The 26,444-nt window shown below is 67.1% G+C and carries 23 protein-coding genes; 10 read left to right on the forward strand and 13 right to left on the reverse strand.

The window, feature by feature from the left end; all coding sequences use genetic code 11:
• The 3 genes from ASG62_RS24060 (at position 1) to ASG62_RS24070 (ending at position 2,556) form a co-directional block, all read left to right on the forward strand.
• Positions 1–264 carry a hypothetical protein gene (locus ASG62_RS24060; protein ID WP_056697756.1) on the forward strand — a complete coding sequence of 88 codons (264 nt, stop codon included), beginning with the start codon at positions 1–3 and terminating at the stop codon, positions 262–264.
• A 35-nt stretch (positions 265–299) separates the two neighbouring features.
• Complete coding sequence (locus ASG62_RS24065) at positions 300–938, forward strand: glutathione S-transferase family protein (protein ID WP_056697754.1); 639 nt, start codon at positions 300–302, stop codon at positions 936–938.
• Positions 939–1,101: 163 nt separating this feature from the next.
• A complete protein-coding gene (locus ASG62_RS24070; protein WP_056697752.1) occupies positions 1,102–2,556 on the forward strand; it encodes a glutamate synthase subunit beta in 1,455 nt (484 codons plus the stop codon).
• Between the two features lie 47 nt (positions 2,557–2,603).
• Here ASG62_RS24070 and ASG62_RS24075 read toward each other — a convergent pair whose 3' ends face one another.
• Both ASG62_RS24075 and ASG62_RS24080 read right to left on the reverse strand, forming a co-directional pair.
• Complete coding sequence (locus ASG62_RS24075; protein ID WP_162246038.1) at positions 2,604–4,142, reverse strand: DUF459 domain-containing protein; 1,539 nt, start codon at positions 4,140–4,142, stop codon at positions 2,604–2,606.
• Between the two features lie 57 nt (positions 4,143–4,199).
• Positions 4,200–5,429: a lytic murein transglycosylase gene (locus ASG62_RS24080; RefSeq protein ID WP_056697746.1), complete on the reverse strand. Its 1,230-nt coding sequence runs from the start codon at positions 5,427–5,429 to the stop codon at positions 4,200–4,202.
• A gap of 298 nt (positions 5,430–5,727) precedes the next feature.
• Here ASG62_RS24080 and galU point away from each other — a divergent pair, with 298 nt between their 5' ends.
• A complete protein-coding gene (gene galU / locus ASG62_RS24085) occupies positions 5,728–6,621 on the forward strand; it encodes a UTP--glucose-1-phosphate uridylyltransferase GalU (protein ID WP_056697743.1) in 894 nt (297 codons plus the stop codon).
• Between the two features lie 123 nt (positions 6,622–6,744).
• On the opposite strand, the gene ASG62_RS24090 is transcribed toward galU, so the two are convergent.
• The 4 genes from ASG62_RS24090 to ASG62_RS24105 form a co-directional block, all read right to left on the reverse strand.
• On the reverse strand, positions 6,745–8,565 hold the full coding sequence (locus ASG62_RS24090) for an outer membrane beta-barrel protein (protein WP_082537407.1): 1,821 nt from the start codon (positions 8,563–8,565) through the stop codon (positions 6,745–6,747).
• A gap of 143 nt (positions 8,566–8,708) precedes the next feature.
• Entirely contained in the window at positions 8,709–9,182 is a 474-nt protein-coding gene (locus ASG62_RS24095; protein WP_056697739.1) for an NfeD family protein, read from the reverse strand.
• Positions 9,179–10,207, reverse strand: a complete 1,029-nt coding sequence (locus ASG62_RS24100) for an SPFH domain-containing protein (RefSeq protein WP_056697831.1) — start codon at positions 10,205–10,207, stop codon at positions 9,179–9,181. The genes ASG62_RS24095 and ASG62_RS24100 overlap by 4 nt, the downstream gene beginning before the upstream one ends.
• A gap of 79 nt (positions 10,208–10,286) precedes the next feature.
• Positions 10,287–11,213 (reverse strand): DMT family transporter, encoded by a 927-nt coding sequence (locus tag ASG62_RS24105; RefSeq protein ID WP_056697735.1) that lies wholly within the window; start codon positions 11,211–11,213, stop codon positions 10,287–10,289.
• Between the two features lie 102 nt (positions 11,214–11,315).
• On the opposite strand from ASG62_RS24105, the gene ASG62_RS24110 reads away from it, so the two are divergent.
• The gene (locus tag ASG62_RS24110) at positions 11,316–11,618 is read left to right on the forward strand and encodes a DUF1244 domain-containing protein (protein WP_156382345.1); all 303 of its coding nucleotides are present in this window, start codon (positions 11,316–11,318) and stop codon (positions 11,616–11,618) included.
• 262 nt (positions 11,619–11,880) lie between these two features.
• Entirely contained in the window at positions 11,881–12,135 is a 255-nt protein-coding gene (locus tag ASG62_RS24115; protein ID WP_056697732.1) for a DUF2312 domain-containing protein, read from the forward strand.
• Positions 12,136–12,199: 64 nt separating this feature from the next.
• Here ASG62_RS24115 and ASG62_RS24120 read toward each other — a convergent pair whose 3' ends face one another.
• The 7 genes from ASG62_RS24120 to ASG62_RS24150 all read right to left on the reverse strand — a co-directional run bounded on the left by ASG62_RS24120 (position 12,200) and on the right by ASG62_RS24150 (position 21,249).
• A complete protein-coding gene (locus tag ASG62_RS24120) occupies positions 12,200–12,484 on the reverse strand; it encodes a PTS sugar transporter subunit IIB (protein ID WP_056697729.1) in 285 nt (94 codons plus the stop codon).
• A gap of 112 nt (positions 12,485–12,596) precedes the next feature.
• Positions 12,597–13,058: a PTS sugar transporter subunit IIA gene (locus tag ASG62_RS24125; protein WP_056697727.1), complete on the reverse strand. Its 462-nt coding sequence runs from the start codon at positions 13,056–13,058 to the stop codon at positions 12,597–12,599.
• Positions 13,055–14,491, reverse strand: coding sequence for a PTS galactitol transporter subunit IIC (locus ASG62_RS24130; RefSeq protein ID WP_056697723.1), 1,437 nt, complete (start codon positions 14,489–14,491; stop codon positions 13,055–13,057). The genes ASG62_RS24125 and ASG62_RS24130 overlap by 4 nt, the downstream gene beginning before the upstream one ends.
• 133 nt (positions 14,492–14,624) lie before the next feature.
• A complete protein-coding gene (locus ASG62_RS24135; protein ID WP_056697721.1) occupies positions 14,625–15,971 on the reverse strand; it encodes an Nramp family divalent metal transporter in 1,347 nt (448 codons plus the stop codon).
• 728 nt (positions 15,972–16,699) lie between these two features.
• A complete protein-coding gene (locus ASG62_RS24140; RefSeq protein ID WP_056697719.1) occupies positions 16,700–17,128 on the reverse strand; it encodes a MucR family transcriptional regulator in 429 nt (142 codons plus the stop codon).
• A 728-nt stretch (positions 17,129–17,856) separates the two neighbouring features.
• Entirely contained in the window at positions 17,857–19,551 is a 1,695-nt protein-coding gene (locus tag ASG62_RS27345) for a DUF882 domain-containing protein (RefSeq protein ID WP_056697716.1), read from the reverse strand.
• Positions 19,552–19,749: 198 nt separating this feature from the next.
• The gene (locus tag ASG62_RS24150; RefSeq protein WP_056697713.1) at positions 19,750–21,249 is read right to left on the reverse strand and encodes a sigma-54-dependent transcriptional regulator; all 1,500 of its coding nucleotides are present in this window, start codon (positions 21,247–21,249) and stop codon (positions 19,750–19,752) included.
• A gap of 179 nt (positions 21,250–21,428) precedes the next feature.
• On the opposite strand from ASG62_RS24150, the gene ASG62_RS24155 reads away from it, so the two are divergent.
• From ASG62_RS24155 to ASG62_RS24170, 4 genes are all read left to right on the forward strand, one after another.
• Positions 21,429–23,315 (forward strand): M3 family oligoendopeptidase, encoded by a 1,887-nt coding sequence (locus ASG62_RS24155; protein WP_056697710.1) that lies wholly within the window; start codon positions 21,429–21,431, stop codon positions 23,313–23,315.
• Positions 23,316–23,605: 290 nt separating this feature from the next.
• A complete protein-coding gene (locus ASG62_RS24160) occupies positions 23,606–25,051 on the forward strand; it encodes a homospermidine synthase (protein WP_056697708.1) in 1,446 nt (481 codons plus the stop codon).
• A 206-nt stretch (positions 25,052–25,257) separates the two neighbouring features.
• Positions 25,258–25,716: a hypothetical protein gene (locus ASG62_RS24165; RefSeq protein ID WP_056697705.1), complete on the forward strand. Its 459-nt coding sequence runs from the start codon at positions 25,258–25,260 to the stop codon at positions 25,714–25,716.
• A gap of 216 nt (positions 25,717–25,932) precedes the next feature.
• On the forward strand, positions 25,933–26,313 hold the full coding sequence (locus ASG62_RS24170) for a hypothetical protein (RefSeq protein WP_056697702.1): 381 nt from the start codon (positions 25,933–25,935) through the stop codon (positions 26,311–26,313).
• The last annotated feature ends 131 nt before the right edge of the window (positions 26,314–26,444 follow it).

Genomic DNA, 26,444 nt, shown 5'->3' on the forward strand with positions numbered 1-26,444 from the left:
GTGCTGGTCGTCGGGAGAACCATTGCGATCGTCATCGCGGTTGGTTTGCTCGGCTACATCCTCGTCGCCGCCGCGATATACGGCGGCGATGTCGACTGGCGAGTTCTGCTTCTCTTGGCGAGCGTTCCAGTCGGTATCGGCTTTTCCTTTTGGACATATCTCGACAGTGCGAGGGAGGTCAGGGGACGATCGGGCTCCGGGGATTTCCCGGGGCCGCCCGTCGAGCGGGCGGTTACGGATGGCGATCATAGGCGACAGCTCTAACTGCCCCGTCCCATCGATCTTTCGAAAGACATGACATGGCTACGATGACACTTTGGGGCTTCGACGGCTCCACCTACGTTCGCACGGTCAAGATGCTGCTCTCCGAGAAGGGCGTGTCGGATTTCGAGCAGGTTCCTCTCAATGTCCTGAAGGGCGATCCGCAGAAGCCCGAGCATCTTGAGCGCCACCCTTTCGGCAAGGTGCCGGTGCTCGATCATGAAGGTTTGCGCCTTCTCGAGACCTTCGCGATCGCGCGGTATCTCAACGACGTGCTGCCGGGCCCGTCGCTCGTGCCATCCGACGTCAAGGATCGCGCACGGATGGACATGGTGGTCGGGATCATCGACTCCTACGGGTACGGCTCTCTGATCGAAGGTGTCGCGGCCTACCATCTCTTCCCCGACTTCGTCGGTGGCAAGAGCGAGAAGAAGCACCGCGACGGCCTGGACAAGGGTCGCAAGGTGCTGGATTTCATCATGAAGACGAAGGGTGCCTCGCCTTTTCTGGCCGGCGAGGCGCCGAGCCTTGCCGATCTCTATCTCGCGCCGATCGCTTCCTACATCTCGCTGACGCCGGACAAGGACGCGCTCTTCGCGGCCGATGGCTTCGGCGCTTGGTGGGAGCGCGTTCAGGCGATGGAAAGCTACAAGGCGACGACGCCTGATCTCGGCTGAGACCGGCCGGGACCGACAGAGACTGCAGCGCGAGCCGAAAGCTTGCGTTGCAGCTCTAGAGCCCTTCTAAGAACGGCTGAATATCGTATTGTGCAGCGCGGCCACAGTTCGGCCGGCGGGCGGGGATGAACGTCGCTTCGCGACAGTTTCGAGTGGGGTAACGATGGGCAAGGTGACGGGTTTCCTGGAAATCGACCGGCAGACGGCGAAATACCAGCCGGCGTCGGATCGCATCCGGCATTTCCGCGAGTTCACCTTGCCGATGTCGGACGAGGAGGTCGGCAAGCAGGCGGCGCGCTGCATGGATTGCGGCATTCCCTATTGCCACGGCCCGACCGGCTGCCCGATCCACAACCAGATCCCGGACTGGAACGATCTCGTCTATTCCGGCGACTGGGAGAGCGCGATCCGCAATCTCCACTCGACCAACAACTTCCCCGAATTCACCGGCCGCATCTGCCCCGCCCCGTGCGAGGAAGCGTGCACGCTGAATCTGGAGGACACACCGGTCGCCATCAAGACCGTCGAACAGGCAATCGCGGACAAGGCCTACAAGCTCGGGCTCATCCGCCCGATGCCGGCCAAGACGATCTCGGGCAAGCGCGTCGCGGTCATCGGCTCCGGCCCGGCCGGCCTCGCCGCCGCCCAGCAGCTTGGCCGCGCCGGCCACGAGGTCCATGTCTTCGAGCGCGAGTCGCGGCCGGGCGGACTTCTCCGCTACGGCATTCCCGACTTCAAGATGGAGAAGCACTGGATCGACAAGCGCGTCGAGCAGATGAAGGGCGAGGGCGTCACCTTCTTCTGCGGCGTCAATGTGGGCGTCGACCGCAAGCTCGACGAGCTGACGGCGGAGTACGACGCGGTGCTCTATTGCGGCGGGGCGGAGAAGCCGCGCGCCTCGGGCATTCCGGAGGGCGGGCTCACCGGCGTCTACGACGCGATGCCTTATCTCGTGCAGCAGAACCGCCGCGTCGGTTCGGAGCCGGTCGACAGCTCCGGCTGGCCATCGGAGGAGATCTGGGCGGGCGGCAAGCACGTCGTCGTCGTCGGCGGCGGCGACACGGCGTCCGACTGCGTCGGCACGGCTTTTCGCCAGGGTGCCGTGAAGGTCACGCAGCTCGACATCCGGCCCCAGCCGCCGAAGACCGAGAACAAGCTCGAAGTCTGGCCCTACTGGGCGACCAAGATGCGCACCTCCTCCTCGCAGGCCGAGGGCGCGATCCGCGAGTTCCAGGTGGCGACGCTCGAATTCGTCGGCGAGGACGGCCATCTGACCGGCGTGAAATGCGCCGAGGTGGATGCTCGCCGCAAGCCGATCCCGGGAACGGAATTCGTCATCAAGGCCGATCTTGCCTTCATCGCGATCGGCTTTGCCGGCCCGATGGAGACCGGCGTTCTGGCCGATCTCGGCGACCGGTTGACGACGACCTCCGACAGCCGCGGCAATGTCGCCGTCCTGGCGGACGATCGGACCTACCGCTCCTCGGTGGACAAGCTCTACGTCGCCGGCGACGTGCGCCGCGGCCAGTCGCTCGTCGTCTGGGCGATCCGCGAGGGCCGTCAGGCCGCCCATGCGATCGACCTCGCCCTCATGGGCACGACCACCCTGCCGCGCTGAGCGTCTTCGCCGTCCCATGCGCCCTTCGATGGGCGCACGGGACGGCTTCAACGGGGCGTCTGGTCTTCTGCGAAAGGCGATGCGCTGATCGGGGCGCCGGCTTCGGCCTTCGGCTCCGATAGCGGCTCGGCCGGCGGCGAAGGCTCCGTGCTCGTCGCGGCGGGTGAGGCGGCGTCGGCCGGGGAGGCGGGTGCCTTGCTGCCTGCGGTGGCGTTCTGCGCGGCCCAGTCGTCCAGGATGGCGTCGGCAAGGCTCGGCATGGGCTTGGGCGCCTGAATGCCCTGGCCGTTCTTCAGCTGGCGCAGCTCCACGCTGCCGCGCGATATGACGTCGTCGGTGCCGCGCAGCGGCGTCACGGCTTCCGTCTTGCCGCTCCAGTTGAAATTGTCGGCGCGGCCGATCGGCGTCGCCGTAGGCTCGCCCGATACGATCAGGCGCTGGCGCGGGCTCGGCTCGGCGGAGACGAGCTGAGGCGAAGGGCCGCCGAGCAGCGCATCGCCGCCGTCGAGCGAGGGGTCGGCGAGGCCCACGAGCGGCGCCGAGGTCGCGTTGACCGGCCGCGTGGCGGCGGGGACGGCCGCGATCTCGCCCGGCGCGAGCGGGCCGGAGACGGCGGCCGTGCCGAGCAGGCGGAAGAGCGGCTTCTGGGCGAAGAAGGCGAGCTTCTCGGCCCCTTCCGGCGTCATGGTCACGCCGTCGTCGCCGCGCAGGCGCGCCTGCTGGCCGGCAATGTCCGGGCCGGAAACGCTGAAGGCGCCGGATGCGTCCACGAATCCGTCCCAGACATCGACGAAATCGCCGCCGACGCCGGCCGAGGCCTTGCGATAGACCTCGTTGAAGGTCGCCATGTCGGCGCTCATCTTGTCGAACTTGAAGGAAGGCATGCCGACCCAGACGAGCGGCACATCCTTGCCGTCGATCGTCTTGGCGAGCGCGTCGGCGCGTCGGGCATATTCGGCCGACCATTCCGGCGTGCCCGGCATGACGGTCGAGGAGCCCATCGTGATCGGCTGGCGGTCGTTGGAGCCGACCATGACGAGGACGGCGGCGGGCTTGGTTTCCTCGATCATCGGGCCGATCTTGGCGGTCCAGTCGAGATGATCGGTGCGCACGAGCCCGGACGATCCGTCCGCCTTGTTTTCGACGCGGACGGCGGCGTTGGCGATCAGCGTCTCGGCGAGGCCTTGTGCGAGGGACGCCGCCATGAAGTCGCCGACGACGAGAACCGTCTTGGCCGTCGCGCTCTTCTCGACGGGCCCCTTGTCCTCGCCCGCCAGCGCCGCGACGCCGGCGGTCGCCGCGGCGGCGCGGGCCGTCGCCGTCTTGGTGCTTCGGCTGCCGGCCTTTTCGGTGCGGCTCTTGGCGCTGCGCGGCGGTTTGGCTTGGCGCGGCTTGACGCGCGGGCTCTCGATGATGCGGCGGGGCGCGTAGTCGTCGTAAGCAGGCGCCGGGCGCCGCCGCACGCTCGGCCCGAACAGCATGTCCATGATGGTGCGCGGGCGCTCCTGCGCCTGCGCAAGGCTCGGGAGGCCGAGAAGCGGCATGCCGGGCAGGGCGATGGCTGCGGCGAGGGACACGGCCAGCATCCGGCGCATCCGTCGAGCGATCGCTCCAGCTTCGGCAGGCCGCTTCGTCATTCGCGTTCAGTTCCTGCGCAGGAGATCGAGCAGCGCCTTGGAGGCATTTCCGTCGGCATCGACGCCTGCCCGCTTCTGATAAGACATGATGGCGATTTTGGAGCCTTCGCCGATCTTGCCGTCGATCTTGCCGTCATAGAGCCCGTGATGGGTCAGGCGCTGCTGAACCTCGTAGCGCTCCTCCATGTTCAGCCGCTTGTAGCCGCGCGGCCAATCCTGCGCGAACTCGCCCGCGCCGCCGATCCGGTCGGACAGGTGGCCGACCGCGAGCGCGTATTTGTCGGCGTTGTTGTAGGCCTTCAGAACGTAGAAGTTCTTCGTCATGAGGAAGGCGGGTCCGTTCGGGCCGGCGGGAAGGACGAGGTTCGCGTTCTCGCCGGGCGAGGAGAAGTCGCGCCCGCCGACGCGGCGAACGCCGAGCTTGGCCCACTGGCCGACCGTCTTCTTGGAGCCCGCGAGCGCGGCGACCTTTTCAGAGGGCAGCACGACCTCGTAGCCCCAGGTGCGCCCGGTCTGCCAGCCGTTCTTGGCCAGGAGATTGGCGGCGGTGGCCAGCGCGTCGGGCACGGAGGTCCAGATGTCGGCATGGCCGTTGCCGTCCATGTCGGCGCGGTAGAGGCGATAGCTCGTCGGGATGAACTGCGTGTGGCCCATGGCCCCCGCCCAGGAGCCTGTGAGGCCCTGCACGGAAACGTCGCCGTCCTGCACGATCTTCAGTGCCGCGATCAGCTGCGAGCGGGCGAACTTGGCGCGCTTCTTGTCGAGATAGGCAAGGGTCGCCAGCGAGCGCGGAACGCTTCGGACCACGTCCGTGCGCGTCAGGATGCGGCCGTAGTTCGACTCCATCGACCAGATGGCGAGAAGGACGTCGCGATCGACGCCGAAGCGCCTCTCGATGCGATCGAGAACCGGCTTCAGCTTGGCGCGATAGGCCTGCCCCTCGGCGATCGATTCCTCATGGACGCGGTTGTCCATGTAGTCCCAGATCTTGTCCTGGAACTCCGGCTGGAACCGGGCCTTCTCGAGCACCTCCGGATCGGGGTCCGAAATGCCGGCGAAGGCGGCGCGATAGACCTGGCGCGAGACGCCGCTCTTGACGGCCGTCTCCTCGAAGCCGGCGATCCAGCGCTGGAAGCCGGCATCGGCGGCGGCCGGCAGGGCGGTGCCGACATAGAGCGCCGCGGCGAAACAGGCTGCGGCGGCGCGCCTCGTGGCGTGGCTGGACAGTCCTCTCATGGTCGTTCCTCCGAAGAAACCGGCATGCGCCGAGACGAGACGTCCCGATCCGCAATACCGCTGGAGCCTTGGCCGCTGGATCGAACCTTCGTCCGAGGGAGGCTTGGCGATGGTGAGACCGTAGCTGCAGGATGTTAATGGCGTCTTTACCACGATCTTCGCTCGACAACCGCGCCGGAATTGGTTCTTTCCCAGGTTGCTGGTATTTCGCGGCAGAAACGCGGCGTCCGTCGTGTCTGCCCCATAGCCCGAGAAGCACGGTAAAGGCCGGTGCTGCGGGCCGATCTGGAGAAAACGCATGCCGAAAGTACGTAAGGCCGTGTTCCCCGTGGCGGGCCTGGGGACGCGCTTCCTGCCTGCGACGAAGGCGATTCCGAAGGAAATGCTCACCGTCGTCGATCGTCCGGTCATCCAGTATGTCGTGGACGAGGCCCGGCAGGCCGGTATCGAACATCTGATCTTCGTCACCGGCCGGAACAAGGGCGTGATCGAGGATTATTTCGACATTCAGGTCGAGCTGGTCGCCACGCTGAACGAGCGCAACAAGACCAACGAGCTGAACCTTCTGGAGTCCATCCAGCCGCGTCCGGGCACGGCGAGCTTCACGCGCCAGCAGGCGCCGCTCGGCCTCGGCCATGCCGTGTGGTGCGCCCGCGAGCTCGTCGGCAACGAGCCCTTCGCGCTGCTTCTGCCCGACATGATCATGCAGGCCGAAGAGGGCTGCCTGAAGAAGATGGTCGAGCTCTACGACGAGACGGGCGGCAACATCATCTCCGTCGAGACCTGCGATCCCGCCGAGACCAACAAGTACGGCATCGTCGGGCGCGGCCCGGATGCGGGCATCGGCTTCAAGATCGAGGGCATGGTCGAGAAGCCCGCGCCCGAGAAGGCGCCCTCAAACTTCTTCATCTCGGGCCGCTACATCCTGCAGCCGGAAATCTTCGACATTCTGGAGACCCAGGAGAAGGGCGCCGGCAACGAGATCCAGCTCACCGACGGCATGCTGAAGCTCGCCGCGCAGCAGGACTTCTTCGGCTACCACTTCACCGGCCGCACCTTCGACTGCGGCTCGAAGGAAGGCTTCATCGAAGCGAACGTCGCCTTCGCGCTCTGGCGCAGCGACATTCGCAACAAGGTGTTGGACAACCTGAAGGTGCTGATGGAAACGGTCGAGCCCGCCGGCAAGGCCTGATCTACGCGACAGGCATTCGCGACCGGGCGCAGCGGCGTCCGGTCGCGAGACTTGATGGTCAGCGGACGGCTTCAGGCGCCTTGACGCCGCCGTCCGGCGAGACCAGCGAAGGCAATCCGCGGTTCAGCGCTGGACGCGCAGGCCGATCCGGACGGAATCGGCATCGTAGTCGCCGCCGGGCGTTTCGCTGTCGAGACGCTCGTGCCGCACGAGGCCCGTGACCGCGAAGGTCCGGTTGAGCCAGTGCACGAAGCCGGCTTCCACCCCGTAGCTCGTCTCCCGATCCAGCCGGATATCGGCGTCGCGATAGGCGACGGAGAGCGCGCCCGTCAGGTCCGTGCGCGCGGTCAGGCGATGGCGCAGGGCCAGGCCGCCTTCGTAGAGGGTCGAGGTCGTGGCGGTCAGCGTGTCCGGCTCGAAGCTGGTCGCGGCGGAGAAGACGAGATCGGTTCCGCGTTGGGGCGACCAGACGATCCGCGCATCGACCGTCGGCGCGCCGAGCGTCTCCAGCCCCGCCTCGTCCGGCACGTTCCAGGCATAGCCGGCGGCGAACTCGCCGAGAAACTTTTCACCGAGATCGAAGGCGAGACCGCCGCGCAGGGACTGGATCAGCGAATCGCGCTTCAGGCCGTCGAAGCTGCGCTCCTCGTCGAAGCTGCGCCGGCCGAGGCTGCCCGCGACGAAGGGCTGGATCGCGGGCGACAGTTCGTAACCGGCTCGAAGGCCCGCCGTCGTCGTGGTGTAGTTCTCGTCGAGGCTGGCGAAACCCGGCCTTTCCTCCCGCGAGGTCGTCTCGCGCAGGGTCGTGGCGTCCACGCCGAGCTTTGCCCGGCCGAAGGCCCGCTCCACCTTCGCGCCCGCCGAATAGGTCAGGATGTCCGGCCGATCGCCTGCTGCCTCGAAGGGGGACAGCTCGACCGGGTCTTCCTTGCGGTACTGAACGGCGCCGGTGAAGGTCGCGCTCGTCAGGCGGTCGATGTCGAGGCGCATGCGTCCGTCCAGAGCCAGCTTGGGCTCGGACTCCACGAGGCCCTCGAAATTGCGGCGATAGGAGACGAGCCCGTTCAACTCGGCCTGATGGCGCGACCAGTCTGACAGGAGGCGCAGGGCCAGCTCGGTCTCGGACAGGCCGCCGGATGCGCCGCCGGGGCTGCGGCTAAGATTGGTCGAGGCGCCGAGGCTCTGGTCCAGCGTCGAATAGAGCACGAAGCTGCCGGCGCGGATGCCGACCGGCGCGAAGGCATCGTCGCGATCGAGGGGAACCGAGGGCCGCAGGCCCGTGACGGGCAGGTTAATGCGCCCGCCGATCCCGTCCGATCCGCGCGACGTCGCGGCGCTGGCGGGAACGGCGAGGTCGAGGGAGCGCACGCTCCGGCGCTGGGCGTCGATCAGGAGATCGTTCTCGCCGGCCGCCGAAGAGCCTGCGGGCGGCTCGGCGAGGATGGCGGCGGAATCGGGATAGGTGCCCGCCGCCTGCGCGGGGCTCGACGCGAGATTGTCCGGCCGGGCCGCCCGCCGACCTTCGGCGCTCGTTGCGGGGCCGTCCATCAGGTCGAAGGGCTCTTCCGGCGCTTCCGCCGCTCGGTCGCGATCCTCGCCGGGCGCAATCCCGTCGAGATCGTCCAGCCGCGTGCGCTGCCCGTCCGCCGGGCTGGGCGGCGTCTCGTAGAAGGTTCGCGCCGGCGCCGGCGCGAGCGTCGTGCTCGGGCCGGTCGCGCCCGTGCGGCGCTGGTCGCCTGCGAGGTCCGCGGAGGAGCCGGTGCGCAGGCCCGCCGCCGCGAGATCGCCGGACGCGGAGACGGACCGCGCGGCCGAAGGCGTCTCCGCCGCCCCGGTCGACAGCGTGAAGAGGCAGGCGCTGCCGGCCGCAAGCGCCGCGATGCGTCGAAGGATCGGGGAACGGGTGGACTTCAACGCGGCACCGGGCTGAGCATCGGTCCACATGGACCCGCGCCGACCCTAGAAGGCCAGGATGGAGGGAAGCTGACGCGGGGCTCGCCTCGCGCCAGGGAAGCCCGGCGCTGAGCGTCGTCCCGCCTGTCGCAGACCCCGGCCGCGACATCGGCGAGCGATGCCGCTCTCCGCCGTCAGGGCTGCGGCGTCTTCGTCCGGCTCGATGCTGCGGCCTCGACGATCAGCGTCGAGCCGTTCGCTCCGACGATGCGCACGCGCGCTCCCTCCGGCAGGTCCGGCCCTTCGGCGGTCCACCAGCTGTCGTCGATCGCGACCCTGCCGCGTCCGGCGGCGATCGGCTCGCGCACGGTGGCGACGCGGCCGACGAGCCGCTCCGTGCCGGTCTTCAGCGTGGGCGACGCCGCTTCGTCGCGCGACCCGTACCAGAGCCGGCCGATGAGGACGGCGACGGCGGAGACCACGATGAAGGCGACGATCTGCTGTTCCCAGCCGAACCATCCGGCCGAACCGAGCAGGACGACATTCGTGCCGACGACGATCGCCGCGATGCCGAGAAAGAGGAAGTAGACGCCCGGCGCGACGATCTCGAGGATGAGGAAGACCAGCCCCAATATCCACCAGCCGTAATTGCCGAGGAGGTCGATCATGGCGTCTTGCCGAAGGGCGGGGCGTCGAAGCTGACCGTCGTCGCGGGAACGCTCTGGGTTCGCCGCGATGGGCCGGCCGCGGGCTTCGGCGGCTGGGGCGGCGGGGCGTCCGGGAAGGAGGCTTTCGCCAGTTCGGCGATGCCGCCGATCGCGCCGATGAGGGAGGAGGCCTCCAGCGGCATAAGAATGACGCGCTGGTTGTTGGCGGAGGCGAGCTTGCCGAGGGCCTCGGTGTATTTCTGCGCCACGAAATAGTTCAGTGCCTGGACGCTGCCGGAGGAGATCGCGTCGGAGACGACGCGGGTCGCGTTGGCCTCGGCCTCCGCCAGACGCTCCCGCGCCTCCGCCTCCAGAAAGGCCGCCGCCTTGCGGCCTTCAGCTTCCAGGATCTGCGACTGCTTTTCGCCCTCCGCGCGCAGGATCTTGGCATTGCGCTGGCCTTCCGCCTCCAGCACCTCGGCGCGCTTCTCGCGCTCGGCCTTCATCTGCCGGGCCATGGAGTCTACGAGATCGCGCGGCGGGTTGATGTCCTTGATCTCGATGCGCGTGATCTTGATGCCCCAGGAATGGGCGGCCTGATCGGCGACGCGCAGGATGCGCTCGGAGATCGCATCGCGGTTGGAGAGGAGTTCGTCGAGATCCATCGAGCCCATGACCGAGCGAAGGTTGGTCATGACGAGATTGAGGATCGCGTTCTCCAGCCCGGACACTTCGTAGGCCGCCGCCGCGGCATCGAGGATCTGGTAGAAGGCGACGCCGTCGGCCGCGACCGAGGCGTTGTCGCGGGTGATGACCTCCTGCGTCGGGATGTCGAGCACCTGCTCCATCATGTTCAGCCGGCGGCCGATGCGCTCGATGAAGGGCGTCGTGATGTTGAGGCCGGGCGTCAGCGTGCGCGTGTACCGGCCGAATCGCTCCACCGTGTAGGCATAGCCCTGCGGCACCGTGCGCACGGTCGAGACAAGGAGGAAGATGCCGAGGATGAGGAGGACGACGAGAAAGACGCCGAAACCTGTCACTTCCATCATCCGAGGGGACCTTTCCGTTGAGACACCTGCGGCCAAGGCTTGCCCGTTCGACGTGCCCGCCGCAACTGCAAACGAGTCAAAGGGCCGGTTCGACCGCCGGCTCCGGGCGCGGGCGCGCCAGATAGACGCCGGCCAGCACGAGAATGCCGCCTGCGACCTGAACGAGATCGGGCCGCTCGCCCGCGAAGGCCCAGGCGAAGAGCGCGGCCGCGACGGCTTCCACGAAGATCACCAGCGAGGAGAAGGAGGCGGAGAGAACGCCGAGCGCGATGGAGAGGAGGCCTTGGCCGCCGGCATGGCTGACGATGCCGAGCGCCAGGAGATTGACGATCCCCGAGACCGTGCCGGGGAAGAAGGCTTCGCCCGAAAGGAGTGCGGCCGCGAAGAGGCCGAGCGTCGTGACGAGCGTCGACAGGAGCGTCATCGTCCCCGCCGCGAAACTGCCCCGCGCGCGCCGGGCGGCGAGGAAATAGAGGCCGAAGAAAAAGGACGTGGCGATGCCGTAGAGATCGCCGAGCAGGCGGGAATCGTCGGACCCGGCCGAATGGAAGATGAGCAGCGCCGCGCCGAGAAGGCAGACGGCAAGGCCTGTCAGCGTGTTGCGCGAGACCTTCTCGCCGAGCGTGATCGGCGAGAGGATCGCCACCCAGACCGGCGCGAGGCACGCAAAGAAGGTGGCGTTGGCGATCGAGGTGTTGGCGATGGCCAGATGCCAGAAGATGAGATCGCCCGTGAAGAACAGTCCGGCCAGAAGCACCGCGCCGTAGGGCCGGGAGCGCGGCGCGGCGCCGGGGAGGGGGCGCTCCATCACCGACCAGAGGGCGAGCACGGGCAGACTGAGCGCGACGCGCCAGAAGGCGCTGGCAAAGGGGCCGACCTCGGAGTGGCGCACGAAGACCGGCGAGATGCCCATGGCGAGGGCGCCGAGCACGAGAAGCCCGAGGGCCGCCGCCGCCGAGATGGGGATCGCGGCCTTCGGCAGCCGGGCAAGGGGCAGGGTCATGGCAGGTCAGCTCTTTCGGACGCGGTCGCCCTTCGCCTTGAAGACCGGCGCGGCAGGGGTGATATGCGACATGGAAACGGATCGGGCAACGAGGAGCGGATCATGGCTGCCGACGAGGACAAGCGCATCGCCTACGAGGCCGCGGCCTTTCGCAGGCTCCTGTCGCATCTCAGCGAGCGATCGGATGTCCAGAACATCGATCTGATGAATCTCGCCGGCTTCTGCCGCAACTGCCTTTCCAACTGGTATCGCGAGGCGGCCGAGGCGGCGGGCGAGCCGATGACGAAGGAGGCCTCGCGCGAGATCGTCTACGGCATGCCCTATGACGAGTGGCGCGCGCTCCACCAGAAGGAGGCCGCGCCGGATGCGGCGGCGGCCTTTGCCGCGCGCCAGCCGCACGGCTGACCTTCCGCAGCGAATCATACCGACGAGCCTTGGAATTCACTTGTTTCGCCGGAGTGGCCAGCGTTGGGCTCAGGTCGCGGCCGACAGGCCGTTCCGGCGAAACAGGTCAATTCGAGGGCTCGTCGGTATTAAGGCCGTTCCACCGTTCAAACCGCGTGCGCTTTCTGCTAGTGCCGCGGGCGGACGCCGTTGAAGCTGCCGTCGATGCCCGGAGCGGGCGTCCGGCGGCCGATCGGTGAAAGACCGGAGCAGGGGACCACCCATGAGCGATGCGAACGCCGAGACGAACGTTGCGGCGGAGGAACTGCGGGCCTTCATCGAGCGCATCGAGCGCCTGGAGGAAGAGAAGAAGACGATCGCCGACGACATTAAGGATGTCTACGGCGAGGCGAAGGGGCGCGGCTACGACACGCGCGTCCTGCGTAAGATCGTCTCCATCCGCAAGCAGGACCAGAACGAGCGCGCCGAGCTCGATGCGATCCTCGAGCTCTATCTCCAGGCCCTCGGCATGATGTGAGCGGCGGGCGCGGGATACCGTCCGGCATCCCGCATCCCATGCTCGCGACCGTAACCCTCGGCGATCAGGCGCGCAGGGCCGCCTCGATATCATCGAGCAGCTTGTCGCGGCCGATGCCCGTCAGGAACGGCAGGCCCTTGAAGGTCGGGCGGCCGAGATCGTCCGGGACCGGGGTCGTCGCGACGATGAGGTCTGCGTCGGCGGCAAGGCCGCGCACCTCCGTCGCCTTGCACTGGCGCACGTCGACGGGAATGCCTCGCTCGGCCATCGCTTCTTCGATCGCCACCGCAACGACGGTCGAGGTTGCCACCGCGGTGCCGCAGGCGATCAGAACGGTTTTGCGCCGCATGGACGTTCTCCTAGAGGTTTGTCAGGGATAGGTGGAAGCCGCTTGTCTCGAGAAGACAAGCGACGACAGCGGAGTCCGGAGTCCGCCGGTTTCGGGATGAACCGGACGGAGTCTAGGACTCGAGAGCCGTGAAGGCTTCGTCGGGGTTGCGGGCCGCCGCGAGGCGCGCCAGCCGTTTTTCGTCGGACAAGGCTTCGATCACGGCCTGTAGCAGAGGGATCTGCTCGGCCTTGTCCTTGATGGCGAGCGCGAAGACGATGCGCACGTCGAGCCCCGTGTCGGGATCGTCCATCGACTGGAAGCGGACGGGCTCCGGCAGGATCGCCAGCCCGACGGCCGCCTCGACCACATGCTCGGGGTCGGTATGGGGGATCGCGGCATTGAGGTCGCCGAGCGGCAGGCCGGTCGGCATCGTCTCCTCGCGCGTCCGGGCGGCGGGGCCCCAACTCGGATGCACCCGGCCGATCTCCTGCAGCCGTGCCGCGAGATGGTCGATAGCCTCCCCGTGGTCGGCGGCCGGCATGCCGACGAGGACGGCGCGGCGATCGAGATATCGGCGCAGAAGGTCGCTCACGCCCGCTTCTCCATCGGGCGCGCAGGCACGGTCGCGGGAACCGGGGTCGGCTCTTCGGCCCCGGCCAGCCGCTTCATGGCCCCCGGCGCGGCGCGCCAGACGAGAAGGAGGGCGACGACGCCGGCCAGCACCAGAAGAAGCCCGACGAGGCCGAGCATCTCGGTCAGGCGGATCACGATCCAGGGGATGTAGAGGAAGCCGTCCACGACGCTGGTGATGCCGGTCGCATTGGCGGGGATGGCGAAGCCGGAATCGGCGGCGGTCGTCGTCATCAGCGGCGAGAGGGCCATGCCGACATAGAAGCCGACGACAAGCGTCACCGTGCCGATCACCACCATGCGGAAGACGTTGCCGTTGACGATGGGCGCGGCCATCGCGACCACGAAGGGGATCACGGCGAGATCGGCGAAGAGGATGATCCGGTTGCCGGGAAGGATCAGCGACAGGAGGATCGCGACCGGCACGAGGATCAGCGACGACGCGATGGCGGCGGGGTGGCCGATCAGGATGGCCGAGTCGAGGCCGACATGGATTTCCCGGTCGCCGGCCCGCTTCTGAACGAAGTCGCGTGCGGCTTCCGAGACGGGGATCAGGCCTTCCATCAGGATCTTCACCATGCGCGGCAGAAGCAGCATGACGGCTGCCAGGCTCATGCCGGTCTGCAGGCTCTTGGTGATGACGGTGCCGAGATCGGCGGAGCCGGCATAGGCGACGAGGCCGAGCACGAGGCCGATCATCAGGCCCATCACGATCGGCTCGCCGAAGACGCCGAGACGGCGCTGGACGGTTTCCGTGTCGACGCGGATGCGGTTGACGCCGGGGATGCGGTCCATGATCCAGTTCAGCGCGATGGCGAGCGGCACGATCTGAGCGGAAGCCAGATGCGGCACGGACACGCCGGGCACGCCGTAGAAGCGCTGCACGCCCTTGGCCGTCCAGTCGGCGAGCACGAGCGACAAAGCGGCCATCAGCGCCGCCGCGAGAAGGCCGTAGCCGAGACTGCCGGTCGCGGCGACGACGAGCGAGCCCACGAAGGCGAAGTGCCAGAAGTTCCAGACGTCGACGTTGAGCGTGCGCGTCAGTCCCGTGAACAGGAGGGCGACGTTGACGAGGATGCCGATCGGGATCACCCAGAGGCCGACCGAGGAGCCGAAGGCGATCGCCGCGGCCGACGGCCAGCCGACGTCGACGATGTCGCGCTGCATGCCGGTGTTGGTGACGATCGCCTGCGCCACGCCGCCCAGCGTCGTCAGCATGAGGCCGAGCACGAGGTTGATGCCGATGAAGGCGATGCCGATGGTCAGGCCCGCCCGGAAGGCGCGGCCCGGCTTGGCGCCGAGCACCAGCGCGATCACGAAGATGATGATGGGAAGAAGGACGGTGGCGCCCAGCGCATCCACCACGCCCTTCAAGGCGGCAAGTATGTCGACCAACGTATCCTCCCGAATGACAGGCGGGGCCGGCTCTTCGAGCGTCCGGTTCCTCCGCGCCTGTCATCCTGAACACCTGTTCGATAAACTTGCAATATGTTCCAGGGACGGTTCCCGGTCATTCTTCGTCGCGATGTCAGCCGAGAGCGAAGTCGAAGAGGAGCTTCACGTTGAGCGCCGCGATGACGATGGCGATGAAGACGGCGATGGCGACAAGCCATTTCGGCGCGACCAGGGCGCCCATCTTCGCCTTGTTGGAGGTGAACATCACCAGCGGGAAGACGGCGAAGGAGAGCTGGAGGCTGAGCACGACCTGCGTGAGGATCAGAAGTTCGGCCGTGCCGGCATCGCCGTACCAGATGGTGACGCCGGCGGCCGGGATGATGGCGATGCCGCGCGTGATCAGGCGCCGCAGCCACGGTGCCAGCTTGATGTCGAGGAAGCCCTCCATCACGATCTGCCCGGCAAGCGTCGCCGTCACCGTCGAGTTGATGCCGCAGCAGAGGAGTGCCACGCCGAAGAGCGTCGGCGCGACGGCGAGGCCGAGAAGCGGGGCGAGCAGGGAATGCGCCTCGCCGAGTTCGGCGACCTCCGTGCGCCCCGTCGTGTGGAAGACCGAGGCCGCCAGGATCAGGATCGAGGCGTTGATCAGAAGCGCGAAGCAGAGCGCGATCGTGGAATCCAGCGTCGCGAAGGTCAGCGCCTGACGCTTCTCCGGCAGGGTCTCGCCGAAGGCGCGTGTCTGCACGATGCCCGAATGGAGATAGAGATTGTGCGGCATGACGGTCGCGCCGAGAATGCCGAGGGCGAGATAGAGCATTTCCGGGTTGGTCACGATCTCCGTCGTCGGCGCGAAGCCGCGAATGACGTCGCCCCAGTTGGGATCGGCCAGCGCGATCTGGACGGCGAAGCAGACGGCGATGACGCCGAGCAGGCCGATCACCAACGCCTCCACCCAGCGGAAGCCGAGCCTCTGGAGGAAGAGGATCAGGAAGACGTCGAGCGCCGTGATGACGACGCCGATCTCCAGCGGAATGCCGAAGATCAGGTTGAGGCCGATGGCCGTGCCGATGACCTCGGCGATGTCGGTCGCGATGATGGCGATCTCGGCGAGCAGCCAGAGCACGAAGGCGACGGGCTTGGGAAAAGCATCGCGGCAGGCCTGGGCGAGATCGCGCCCCGAGGCGATGGCGAGGCGCGCGCAGAGCGACTGAAGCACGATCGCCATGATGTTGGAGACGAGCGCCACGACGAGGAGCGTGTAGCCGAAGCGCGATCCGCCGGCGATCGAGGTCGACCAGTTGCCGGGGTCCATGTAGCCGACGGCGACGAGATAGCCCGGCCCCATGAAGGCGGCCGCCTTGCGCAGATTGGGGCCGCCGAGACCGACGCGGACGGAACGGTGGACATCGGACAGCGAACCTTCCGGCCGCGCCCGCCGCCATCCACCGGCTTCGCCCACCCTGATTGCCTCGTCGGTCATCGTCGAAACCCCTCGTCGACGTGCCGGCCCGTCGCTTGCTGCGATCGGCCGCACGAACCTGTCTTCGAGCCCGGCGCCGAAAAGCGCCGGACGATCCATCCGCCCGGACTTTAGGTGCACGGCACCAAAGTTGTCCAGTGACAAACTTTGTGGCTTCGACAAATCACTGCGCAGATGCGAACGGCGCCGAGCACGGCGCCCCGACGCGGGGCGCGGCGTGTTTCAAATCCGGAATCGATGGCGCTCGCTTCCCGTCTCTTGGAGACGATGCTTGGCGGCCGGAGGATGCGCTGGATCGCCGACAAGCGGGAAGTGCCTCGCGACCGGCCGCTCGCGGCTTGCAGCAGTTTGGCGGATGGCGGTCGGAACGGGCGCGTTGTCTCGGGCAGACGTCGAAGATGCGGCTCGACCCGAAGGGAGCGCGACGCTGTCAGTGATTTCGCTTGCGGGGGGCCGGTTGCAAATCCGCCCTCATCCCTCGAAGGCAAGCAGGTGAAGCGCGCTGACCACACGCGACTGTACGGTATCGTACCAATGGCGGCAGGGAAGGGTCGATGAGCTCTTTCGGAGCGAGACGGGGCTGCACCGGTCGTACAGTCGCTCCGATGCGGCTGACCGATCATGTCAGGCCTCGGTTCGATACCCGCGGACGTGCGACGGCAATCTTTGTCTTCGGCCGTCACTGGCCTTGAACGAGGAGCGCCAGCCGCTCCCCGCCTCCTGTCGGGTCAGGCGCGGCCGCGGCGGCGCTTGTGGCCGAGGCCCATCTGCTTGGCCAGGCGCGAGCGAGCGGCGGCGTAGTTCGGCGCAACCATCGGATAATCGGCGGGAAGATCCCACTTCTCGCGATATTCTTCGGGCGAGAGATTGTAGTGGGTCATGAGGTGCCGCTTCAGCGACTTGAACTTCTTCCCATCCTCCAAGCAGACGATGTAGTCGTCCGTAACCGACTTCTTGACGGGAACCGCGGGCTTGGGCTTTTCGGCGACGAGAGCTGCGGGCCCGGCATTGGTGCGCCCGAGCGCGCCGTAGACATCCGCGATCAATGACGGAAGATCCGTAACAGCAAGAGAGTTGTTGCTGACATAGGCCGCCACAACCTCGGCCGTCAGTTCCATCAGTATCTCGTTGCCTTCGATGTGTTCCAACTGGTCCATGTGACAACCAATCCTTGTGGTGCGTGGTGCAAGCAGTTGCGCAAGTGCAACGGGACAGCGTTCCGTTCTTCCAGGCGAGCATCTAGCGAGGTCGAGAGAAAGTCGATAGAACTTTTATTGATAGAGAATTACTTCATGTCAAGGCGAAAGACGATGTTTCTGGCCATCGTGCGATCTGTATAAAGCTCAATACAAAGCCATGTCGGTCGCAACTCTTGATTTAACGGGCGTTGATCGCTTGCGAAGGTTCCCTTCGAAGCGCAGGCGAGTGCGATCGACGGTTTCATCGGAAGACAATTTCGCTTACCGCGAAATCGTGTCGATGGAAACGATATGTCGGACAAAATTCGAAATTGATTCGCCGCGTCTGAGTAAGTCCAAAAATAAGGTTGTGTCGGCTTAGTGTCTAGAACGCGGCTCGTAAGTTGTTCGGCATCCCGGTCGAAGGTGACAAGACGGTGTCGGGTCTTCGGCGAGTTCAACGGGTGAAAAGCCCGTCCGGTTGCATGTCAGTTCATCTCGACCGGACAAAGGTTGTGCCGCCTCGCTTGCCCTGCGATGGACGCTGCGAGTTCGGTGAGGTCGAAGACTATGGTGATGGGTGACGACCGCGCTCGTCGGCGTCATCCGAAGCATCGGCGACAGGGCGGACGAGAAGCCTGAAACGAAAGATGCCGGCCGCGATGGTCGCGATCCGGCATCTTGTCCGTCAGATGATCGAGTCTGCTTTATTCTTCCGCGAAGGCGGCGGTCATCGCCATCTCGATGCGCGACTGAATGGCGTCCTGGTTCGGCTGCGCCGCCGCGGGCGCAGGTGCAGCGCTGGCCGACTTGCGGACGAAGCGTCCGGTCTTGCCGTCCGGGATCGCATCGAGGGCGGCGGCCGCGGTCGGGCGCTTCTTGGCGGGCGCCGGGTTGGAGGCGACGATGAGGTTCTGGCGCGGGGTCGTCGCTGCCGCCGTCGGCTTCGGTGCCCGAGCGGAGATGGAAGCGGTCAGGGTCGCCTTGTCGAGGGGCGCCGCACTCAGCGCATGCGGCGCCGGGGCGGTCGCGGCCACGCGGGACGGCATGGCGGACGGCGTCGGAACCACGATATTGGCGATTTCGCGAATGGCCTCGGCGCTGGCCGGCTTGGCCGGCTGGCCCGCCAGGATCGCCTCGAAGGGCGGGCGGCTGCGCGGCGTCGGGACGGCATAGGCCATCTGCGCCGGAGCGTCGGCTTCGATCGCCTTCACCTCGGGCGAGGCCTCGACGGCGGCCATCAGGGCGGAGACCTCGTCACGCGGCGCCGCCGGCTGCGGCATGGCGGGCGCGGCGAGTTTGGAGGCCACGCGCTGCGGCGCCCATTGCGGAAGCGGAACGCGCTTGGGCACCAGCGAAGCGACCTCGGTCTCGGCGATGGCAGGTTCGGCCGCAGGCGCGGCGGGGCGCTCCGCGATGCCGGCCGGCGGGGTCGGAGCACTCGTGTCGAACGTGTCGCGGATCGGCAGGGGGACGCCGCCGGGCAGAATTCTCGGCTTCTGCACCGGCACCATGGCGGCGACGGCGACCGGAGCGTCGTCCTGCTTCGCGGCTGCCGGCTCGGGCGCCTTCTTGGCGACTTCGCGCTTCGGCTCGGTCTGCGCTGCCGCGACCACGACGTCCGCGTTGTCCTCCTCCTCGTCGGCACCGCCGCCAAAGAGGGCTGCGAAGAGAGTCTTGCCGCCGCCGCGCGAGGGCGCGGAGGCCATCATCGTCGCGCTGGCGCCCTTGCGGGACTTGTAGGCGGCCAGAGCCTGCTCGTAACCCGGCAGCGGCTTGCCGTCGGTCGGAACGTGGATCGTGTTGCCCTTCGGGAAGACGGCGACGAGCTCCTTGCGGCTCATGCGCGGCCAGTGGCGCACGTTGCCGACGTCGAAATGGACGAAGGGCGAACCGGAGCGCGGATAGTAGCCGACGCCGCCGACCTCCATCTTGAGGCCGATCTCGCGCATCTTCTTCAAAGGCACGTCGGGGATGAAGAAGTCCATCGCACGACCCTGCGTGTGCTGGCTTTCCTTGGCGACGCCGGAGGAGCGCGAGCGCAGCATGTTGTTCGTGCCGGGCGAGCGGAAGCCGCAGACGACGTTGATGTAGTCGCGCGAGCCGGACTGGCGGTAGGCTTCCCAGATCAGGTCGAGAAGACGCTTGTCCATCTGCGTCGGCTGCTTCTTGCGCCAGTCGCGGAGGAACCAGTTCAGGTCTTTCAGGCCCTGCGGCAGGTAGCGTCCGTCCTTCTTGAAGGCGATCGCGACCTTTTCCTTGGTGTGGAGATTGTAGAGTTTGAGGACCCGGGTCTCGGCCGTGGCCGCCCCCGTCATCAGTGTGAAGGAAAGGAGACCCAGGGCCGCCACGGAAGCAACGCGCATCGACATGCGGCCGAGCAGGTCGTTCAGTCCGATCATTCGGTCCTAGTCCCTCATATACCGATCTCGGCGACGGTGAAATCCAGCCAGAAATCAATAACTTCGAATGGTTAACAGAGTCTTGCCGGCCCTGTCGTGCAACGCTGAAGACGAGTGTTCATCTCTCTCGCGACTGCGGCACGAAGATGACGCTTAGCCGAAAATCGTCAAAGGGCAAAAGAAAAGACTCCCAACCTTTCAGGAGGGAGCTAACGAAGAAGGCGATTCGCGGCCCGTTTCCGCCTCGCGATCCGTGTCCGGATCGACGTCGATTCCGTAGTCGCGGACCTTGCGATAGAGGGTCGAGCGACCGATCCCGAGACGCCGCGCGATCTCGCTCATCCGCCCGTCGTAGCGCCGCATGGCGAGGCGGATGATGTCGGCCTCCACCGCCTCCAGCGGGCGCAGATCGCCGGCCGCGTCGAAGACGGACAGCTCCGCTTCGCCCTGTGCCTCCGGCGGAAGAGGCTCGGCGGGCGGCGCCGGCTCGTTCCATCCGCTATCGTCGCTCCGGCCGATGTCGACGAAGGGCAGGATCTGTGGGAAGTCGGCGGGCTGGAGAACCGGGCCCTCCGCGACGACGGTGGCGCGGTGGAGCACGTTTTCGAGCTGGCGGATATTGCCGGGCCAGTCGTAGGCGAGGAGCAGCCGTCGCGCCTCCGCCGACAGGCGCGGAACGGGATCGACGCCTTCGAGGCTCGCAAAGCGCTTCAGAAGGTTCGCCGCGAGGCCGTCGATCTCCAGGCGCCGCTCCCGCAGCGGGGGGATGCGGATCGAGAGCACGTTCAGGCGGTAATAGAGATCCTCGCGAAAGCGGCCGCTGCGCACGTCGGCGGCCAGGTCGCGATTGGTCGCCGACAGGATGCGAACGTCCGCGCGCACCGGCGCTCTGGCGCCGACGGGGTCGATCTCGCCGGTCTGGAGAACGCGCAGCAGCTTCACCTGGGCTTCGGGCGGAAGCTCGCCGATCTCGTCGAGAAAGAGCGTGCCGCCGGAGGCTTCGAGGAAGCGGCCGGTGCGGCGCTCCGTGGCGTCGGTGAAGGCTCCCTTTTCATGGCCGAAGAGGATGCTTTCCACGAGCTGCGCGGGGAGGGCGCCGCAATTGACCGCGACGAAGGGCGCTTTCGCCCGTGGGCCCGCGGCGCGGATGGCGGAGGCCAGCCATTCCTTGCCGACGCCCGTCTCGCCCTCGATGAGGACGGGAATGGTCGAGCCGGCCGCGCGCCGGGCGACCGTGATCGCCGAGGCCATGGCCGGGCTCGGCGTGCCGTCGAGGCTGCCGGGCGCTCCGCTGCCCGCGCGCTCGCGGGCCGGGCGCTTGGCGGCGGAGAGCTTCAGCGCGTGGCCGATCGTGGCGCGCAGCTTTTCCGGCGAGACCGGCTTCACCACGAAATCGAAGGCGCCGGCCCGCATGGCCTCCACGACGGTCTCGACGCCGCCGCGCGCGGTCTGGACGACGACAGGCACCTCGCGCCCGTCGCGGCGCAGCGCCGCGAGCACGTCGAGCCCGCCGACGTCGGGCATGCTGAGGTCGAGCACGACCGCCGCGATGTCGCGGCCGGACGCCCCGCGCAGGATGTCGAGCGCGCGTGCGCCGCCATCGGCCGTGCGGGCGCGGTGGCCCATGCGCGTCACCTGCGCCTCCACGAGGCGAAGCTGGACGGGGTCGTCGTCGACCACGAGGATATCGGCTGTCATGAACGACGCCTTCGAGTTGTCCGGGACCGATCGGTCCGAACCGGCATTATCGCTGACAGGGTGCTTCGATTGGCTTGACGATCACGCTCAACGCACCCTTAACCGGTGCATTCCTCGTTCGTCGTGCCTTCCCCGCGGAAGACCACGACGGCCGGACGCACCGAACCGGAGCTTGCCCGATGACCGCCCACCCTCGCGCCGTCCTCTCCTCCCGATCCCCTGCCGGCCGATCCTCTGCCGGCGACGGCGCCTTCCGCGCGGACGAGCTGCCCAGCTGGAACCTCTCCGACCTATATGCGGGCATGGACTCCCCGGAGATCGCGGCCGATCTCGCCAGAAGCGCCGAACTGGCCAGCGCCTTCCAGCAGCGCTGGCGCGGCAATCTCGAGACCGAAGTGGCGCTGCCGGGCGGGGGCGGGCTTGCCGAGGCCGTTCGCGCCTTCGAGGGCCTGGAGGAAATCCTCGGCCGGCTCATCTCCTATGCCGGTCTCGTCTATTCCGGCGACACGTCCGATCCCGAGCGCGCCAAGTTCTACGGCGACATTCAGGGCCGGATCACCGACATCTCGTCCAAGCTCCTGTTCTTCGCGCTGGAGCTGAACCGGCTGGACGACGCCGCCATCGACCGCGCCATGGCCGAAAGCGCGGAGCTTGCCCGCTACCGGCCGTGGATCGTCGATCTGCGCAAGGACAAGCCCCATCAGCTGGAGGACCGCGTGGAGGAGCTCTTCCACGAGAAGTCGATCACCGGCCATGGCGCCTGGAACCGGCTCTTCGACGAGACGATGACGGCGCTGCGCTTCGAGGTGGACGGGGAGGAACTGGCGCTGGAGGAGACGCTGAACCTTCTTCAGGATGCGAACCGCGCCCGTCGCAAGGCGGCGGCTGCGGCTCTCGCCCGGACCTTCGGCGAGAACCTTCGCACCTTCACGCTGATCACCAACACGCTCGCCAAGGACAAGGAGATCTCCGATCGCTGGCGCGGCTTCTCCGACGTCGCGGAGAGCCGGCATCTGGCAAACCGCGTGGAGCCGGCCGTGGTCGATGCGCTGGCCAAGGCGGTGGCCGAGGCCTATCCGGCCATTTCCCACCGCTACTATGCGATGAAGGCCAAGTGGCTGGGGCTGGAGATGCTGGAGGTCTGGGACCGCAACGCGCCCCTGCCGGACAGCCAGCGCCGCGACATTTCCTGGGCCGAGGCGCGCCGGACGGTGATCTCGGCCTATGCCGGCTTCTCGCCCGAGATGGCCGAGATCGCGGAGCGCTTCTTCGACCGGAACTGGATCGACGCGGGCGTGCGGCCGGGCAAGTCGCCCGGCGCCTTCGCGCATCCGACCGTGCCCTCGGTGCACCCCTACGTGCTGCTCAACTATCTCGGCAAGCCGCGGGACGTGATGACGCTCGCCCACGAGCTCGGCCATGGAGTGCATCAGGTTCTGGCGGGGCCGCAGGGCGCCCTGATGGCGCCGACGCCGCTGACGCTGGCCGAGACGGCCTCCGTCTTCGGCGAGATGCTGACCTTCCGCTCGCTGCTCGACGCGACGACGACCAAGGCCGAGCGCCGCACGCTGCTCGCCTCGAAGGTGGAGGACATGATCAACACGGTCGTGCGCCAGATCGCCTTCTACAATTTCGAGCGGCGTCTGCACGAGGAGCGGCGGGGCGGCGAGCTGACGGCCGAGCGGATCGGCGAGATCTGGCTGTCGGTCCAGGCCGAGAGTCTGGGTCCCTCCGTCAATCTCGCGCCGGGAGCCTTCGGTCCCCAGCATGCAGGTCCCGGCTACGAGACCTACTGGACCTACGTCCCGCACTTCATTCACTCGCCGTTCTACGTCTACGCCTATGCGTTCGGCGATTGCCTCGTGAATTCGCTCTACGCGGTCTACCAGAACTCGGAAGCGGGCTTTCAGCAGAAATACTTTGCTATGCTGAAAGCAGGTGGAACGAAGCATCATTCCGAACTTCTGGCGCCGTTCGGGCTGGATGCTTCCGATCCGTCCTTCTGGTCGAAAGGTCTTTCGGTCATTTCCGGCTTCATCGACGAGCTGGAAACGCTGTCGGACTGAGCCGAACGTGGCCTTTTCGCCCGGCAGCGCGATGCCGGGCGTGTGCGCCGCGGCGAAAACGGTGGATCGCCCGGCCGTTTCGCGGAGCCGGGGAAAAGCGAAGCGCCACAAATGGTTCTAGCCTCTTTGTGACAGCATTCCGACGGTCCCACGGCGGCTGTTCACGCCCCCGACGGGCTGCCATCGCTTGGAAGAACTAGTGCCTCCGCGCGTTATGCTGTAGCTGAACCATTGACCTTCTTCGTGCATGGCGGCGCCTTTCAACGGCGCCGCTGAAAGGAACTTGCATCATGACCACCGAAACCCACCCGATCCATGGCGTCATCACCGGCCCTATCGTGATGATCGGCTTCGGCTCCGTGGGGCGCGGCACGCTGCCTCTGATCGAGCGCCATTTCGAGTTCGATCGCTCGCGCGTGACCGTGATCGATCCGGTCGGCGACCATCGCGCCCTCGTGGAGGAGCGCGGCTTCACCTTCGTGCAGAAGGCGCTGACCAAGAAGAACTATCAGGAGGTCCTCGCTCCGCTTCTCACTGAGGGCGGCGGGCAGGGCTTCTGCGTCAACCTTTCGGTCGACACCGGCTCGGTGGACATTCTCGGCCTCTGCCGCGAGCAGGGCGCGCTCTATATCGACACGGTCATCGAGCCCTGGCTCGGCTTCTACTTCGACGAAGCCCTGTCGAACGGTGACCGCACGAACTTCGCGCTCCGCCGCACGCTCCTGAAGGAGCGCAAGCGCCATCCGGGCGGCGCGACCGCCGTGTCCTGCTGCGGCGCCAATCCCGGCATGGTCTCCTGGATGGTCAAGCAGGCCCTGCTCGACGTCGCTCGCGACACCGGCCACGACGTCGAGGCGCCCGCCATCGGCGATCGCGAGGGCTGGGCGAAGCTCATGAAGAAAGTCGGCGTCAAGGGCGTCCACGTCGCCGAGCGCGACACGCAGCGCGCCCGCAGCCCCAAGCCCTACGGCGTCTTCTGGAACACCTGGTCGGTGGAGGGCTTCATCTCCGAGGGCATGCAGCCGGCCGAACTCGGCTGGGGAACGCACGAGACCTGGAAGCCGAAGAACGCGCGCGGCCACAAGAAGGACGACGGGCTCGGCCTCTACCTGGAGCAGCCGGGCGGCGACACGCGCGTGCGCACCTGGTGCCCGACGCATGGCGCGCAGTTCGGCCTGCTCGTTACGCACAACGAGGCGCTCTCGATTTCGGACTACTTCACCGTCCGCGACAAGCATGACGAGGTCGTCTACCGCCCGACGTGCCACTACGCCTACCACCCCTGCAACGATGCGATTCTCTCATTGCACGAGCTCTTCGGGGCGGCCGGGCGCATCCAGCCGCACCACCACGTCCTGTCGGAGGGCGAGATCCTCGACGGCGGGGACGAGCTCGGCGTCCTTCTCTATGGCCACGATCGCAATGCCTACTGGTACGGCTCGCAGCTAACCGTCGAAGAGGCCCGCGAGCTGGCGCCGCATCAGAACGCGACGGGGCTGCAGGTTTCGTCCGCGGTTCTGGCCGGCATGGTCTGGGCGCTGGAGAACCCGGAGGCGGGGATCGTCGAGGCCGACGAGATGGACTTCCGCCGCTGCCTCGAGGTCCAGCGTCCCTATCTCGGCAAGGTCTCCGGCACCTATACGGACTGGACGCCGCTGCAGGACCGGCCGGGCCTTTTCGAGGAGGATCTCGACCGCAAGGACCCCTGGCAGTTCCGCAACATCCTCGTGCGCTGAGCGAGTCTTCCGGGGAGCGCCGCGCAGCGGTGATTCCCCGGCGACGGGCCGGTTCCGCCGACGATTTTCGTGGCCGGGAACCGATCTCGGGGTGTTTTCGGGGGATGACCTCCAATTTCGGCTTTGAATGGAAGGGGATGACTGGTCAATCCGTCGTGATGCCCTAGTGTCGTCTTTCGGCGACAGTAGCGTCTTGAGGAGCCGGGATGAACGATCTCCACGAGGGGGCCGACCGGAAGCGGGCCGTGCTGAAGGAAGTGATGGATGCGGCGCTGTCCGGGCGCCCCGGGCCGGTGACGCGCCATTTCGCGCCCGGCGCGATCGTTCGACACCGCAGCAATGCCGGCATCATCGACGCCCCCTGGTACGACCGGATGGAGGGCGAGTTCCGCCTGAACGGCGAGAACGAGGCCAAGACCCATTTCGAGGAGCTGATGCGCCGCGCGGCCTACATTTCTTACGAAGATCGCGGCATCATCGTCGAGGACGATCAGGCCGCCAGCCGCTGCGACTGGACGCGCCGGGACGAGCGGGACGGTTCGCTCGTGATGGGAACGACCATGTACTGGTTCGGCTTCACCAGCGATCTGCGCATCCGCTCCATCGAGACGATCAGCTCCATCCACTCCGTGATTCCCGCCGATAACGGGCGCAGCGTCGTCTGAGATCGACGGCCGAGGCGCCGCTCCATCCGGCGGCGGAGGCCGTGCGGCTATCTCGATCGCGTCGAAGGCGGAAGCCCTTCACGGACGGGATGGGCGCAAGCGATTTTCGATGGCGCATCGTGTAAGGCTTGCTTGCGGCGTATTGCGGTGCATCTTGTCTGTCGAACGAGAACGCGACCCCGCTCTCTCCCATTTCCATCCGACATAAGGCCTCCCATGCGTCCCCTCATCCGCATCGCGATCCTCTCGCTCGCCGCCCTCTCGCTCGGCGCCTGCCAGACGGGAACGCGCGAGGCATCGATCGCGCCCGTCGCAGAGGCCAAGCCCCGCGGCATCGAGGGCCGCTGGAACTCGATCGGCGGGCCGATCGCCTACAATGCGAACTTCAACGGCGGCCGCTTCTCCTCGGTCGAGGCCAATACGGGCGCGGTTCTGGCCGAGGGCACCTACATCAATCTCGGGCCCGGCCAGGTCTCGATCGACTACACGTCGAAGGCGCGGGGCCTTCGCGTGGCGGCCAACTGCAACCAGGTCGAGCCGAACCGGCTGGCCTGCGCCTCCTCGAACGGAAACCGCTTCGAGTTCACGCGGACCTGATCGGCCGCGCCGCGCGGCGCGACCTTCCTCCGCGTTTCTAACTCGCTTCATTCGGCCTATATCGTGCTGGAATCGTTCCAGAGCGGCACCGCGACAGACCGTGGTGCCGCCGATGCATGCCGAAGGACAAG

This window comes from Aureimonas sp. Leaf427, from assembly GCF_001425485.1.
In the GTDB taxonomy this organism is placed as follows: domain Bacteria; phylum Pseudomonadota; class Alphaproteobacteria; order Rhizobiales; family Rhizobiaceae; genus Plantimonas.

Bases quoted from the DNA above. Each gene is read 5' to 3' on its own strand.
- ASG62_RS24115 (WP_056697732.1), top strand. From the start codon at position 11,881: ATGAGCGATGCGAACGCCGAGACGAACGTTGCGGCGGAGGAACTGCGG.
- ASG62_RS24140 (WP_056697719.1), bottom strand. From the start codon at position 17,128: ATGGACCAGTTGGAACACATCGAAGGCAACGAGATACTGATGGAACTG.
- ASG62_RS24095 (WP_056697739.1), bottom strand. From the start codon at position 9,182: ATGATCGACCTCCTCGGCAATTACGGCTGGTGGATATTGGGGCTGGTC.
- ASG62_RS24075 (WP_162246038.1), bottom strand. From the start codon at position 4,142: ATGCTGGCCGTGTCCCTCGCCGCAGCCATCGCCCTGCCCGGCATGCCG.
- ASG62_RS24165 (WP_056697705.1), top strand. From the start codon at position 25,258: ATGAACGATCTCCACGAGGGGGCCGACCGGAAGCGGGCCGTGCTGAAG.
- ASG62_RS24170 (WP_056697702.1), top strand. From the start codon at position 25,933: ATGCGTCCCCTCATCCGCATCGCGATCCTCTCGCTCGCCGCCCTCTCG.
- ASG62_RS24105 (WP_056697735.1), bottom strand. From the start codon at position 11,213: ATGACCCTGCCCCTTGCCCGGCTGCCGAAGGCCGCGATCCCCATCTCG.
- ASG62_RS24080 (WP_056697746.1), bottom strand. From the start codon at position 5,429: ATGAGAGGACTGTCCAGCCACGCCACGAGGCGCGCCGCCGCAGCCTGT.
- ASG62_RS24160 (WP_056697708.1), top strand. From the start codon at position 23,606: ATGACCACCGAAACCCACCCGATCCATGGCGTCATCACCGGCCCTATC.
- ASG62_RS24065 (WP_056697754.1), top strand. From the start codon at position 300: ATGGCTACGATGACACTTTGGGGCTTCGACGGCTCCACCTACGTTCGC.
- ASG62_RS24155 (WP_056697710.1), top strand. From the start codon at position 21,429: ATGACCGCCCACCCTCGCGCCGTCCTCTCCTCCCGATCCCCTGCCGGC.
- ASG62_RS24070 (WP_056697752.1), top strand. From the start codon at position 1,102: ATGGGCAAGGTGACGGGTTTCCTGGAAATCGACCGGCAGACGGCGAAA.
- ASG62_RS24120 (WP_056697729.1), bottom strand. From the start codon at position 12,484: ATGCGGCGCAAAACCGTTCTGATCGCCTGCGGCACCGCGGTGGCAACC.
- ASG62_RS24135 (WP_056697721.1), bottom strand. From the start codon at position 15,971: ATGACCGACGAGGCAATCAGGGTGGGCGAAGCCGGTGGATGGCGGCGG.
- ASG62_RS27345 (WP_056697716.1), bottom strand. From the start codon at position 19,551: ATGATCGGACTGAACGACCTGCTCGGCCGCATGTCGATGCGCGTTGCT.
- ASG62_RS24100 (WP_056697831.1), bottom strand. From the start codon at position 10,207: ATGGAAGTGACAGGTTTCGGCGTCTTTCTCGTCGTCCTCCTCATCCTC.
- ASG62_RS24110 (WP_156382345.1), top strand. From the start codon at position 11,316: ATGGCTGCCGACGAGGACAAGCGCATCGCCTACGAGGCCGCGGCCTTT.
- ASG62_RS24090 (WP_082537407.1), bottom strand. From the start codon at position 8,565: ATGTGGACCGATGCTCAGCCCGGTGCCGCGTTGAAGTCCACCCGTTCC.
- galU (WP_056697743.1), top strand. From the start codon at position 5,728: ATGCCGAAAGTACGTAAGGCCGTGTTCCCCGTGGCGGGCCTGGGGACG.
- ASG62_RS24150 (WP_056697713.1), bottom strand. From the start codon at position 21,249: ATGACAGCCGATATCCTCGTGGTCGACGACGACCCCGTCCAGCTTCGC.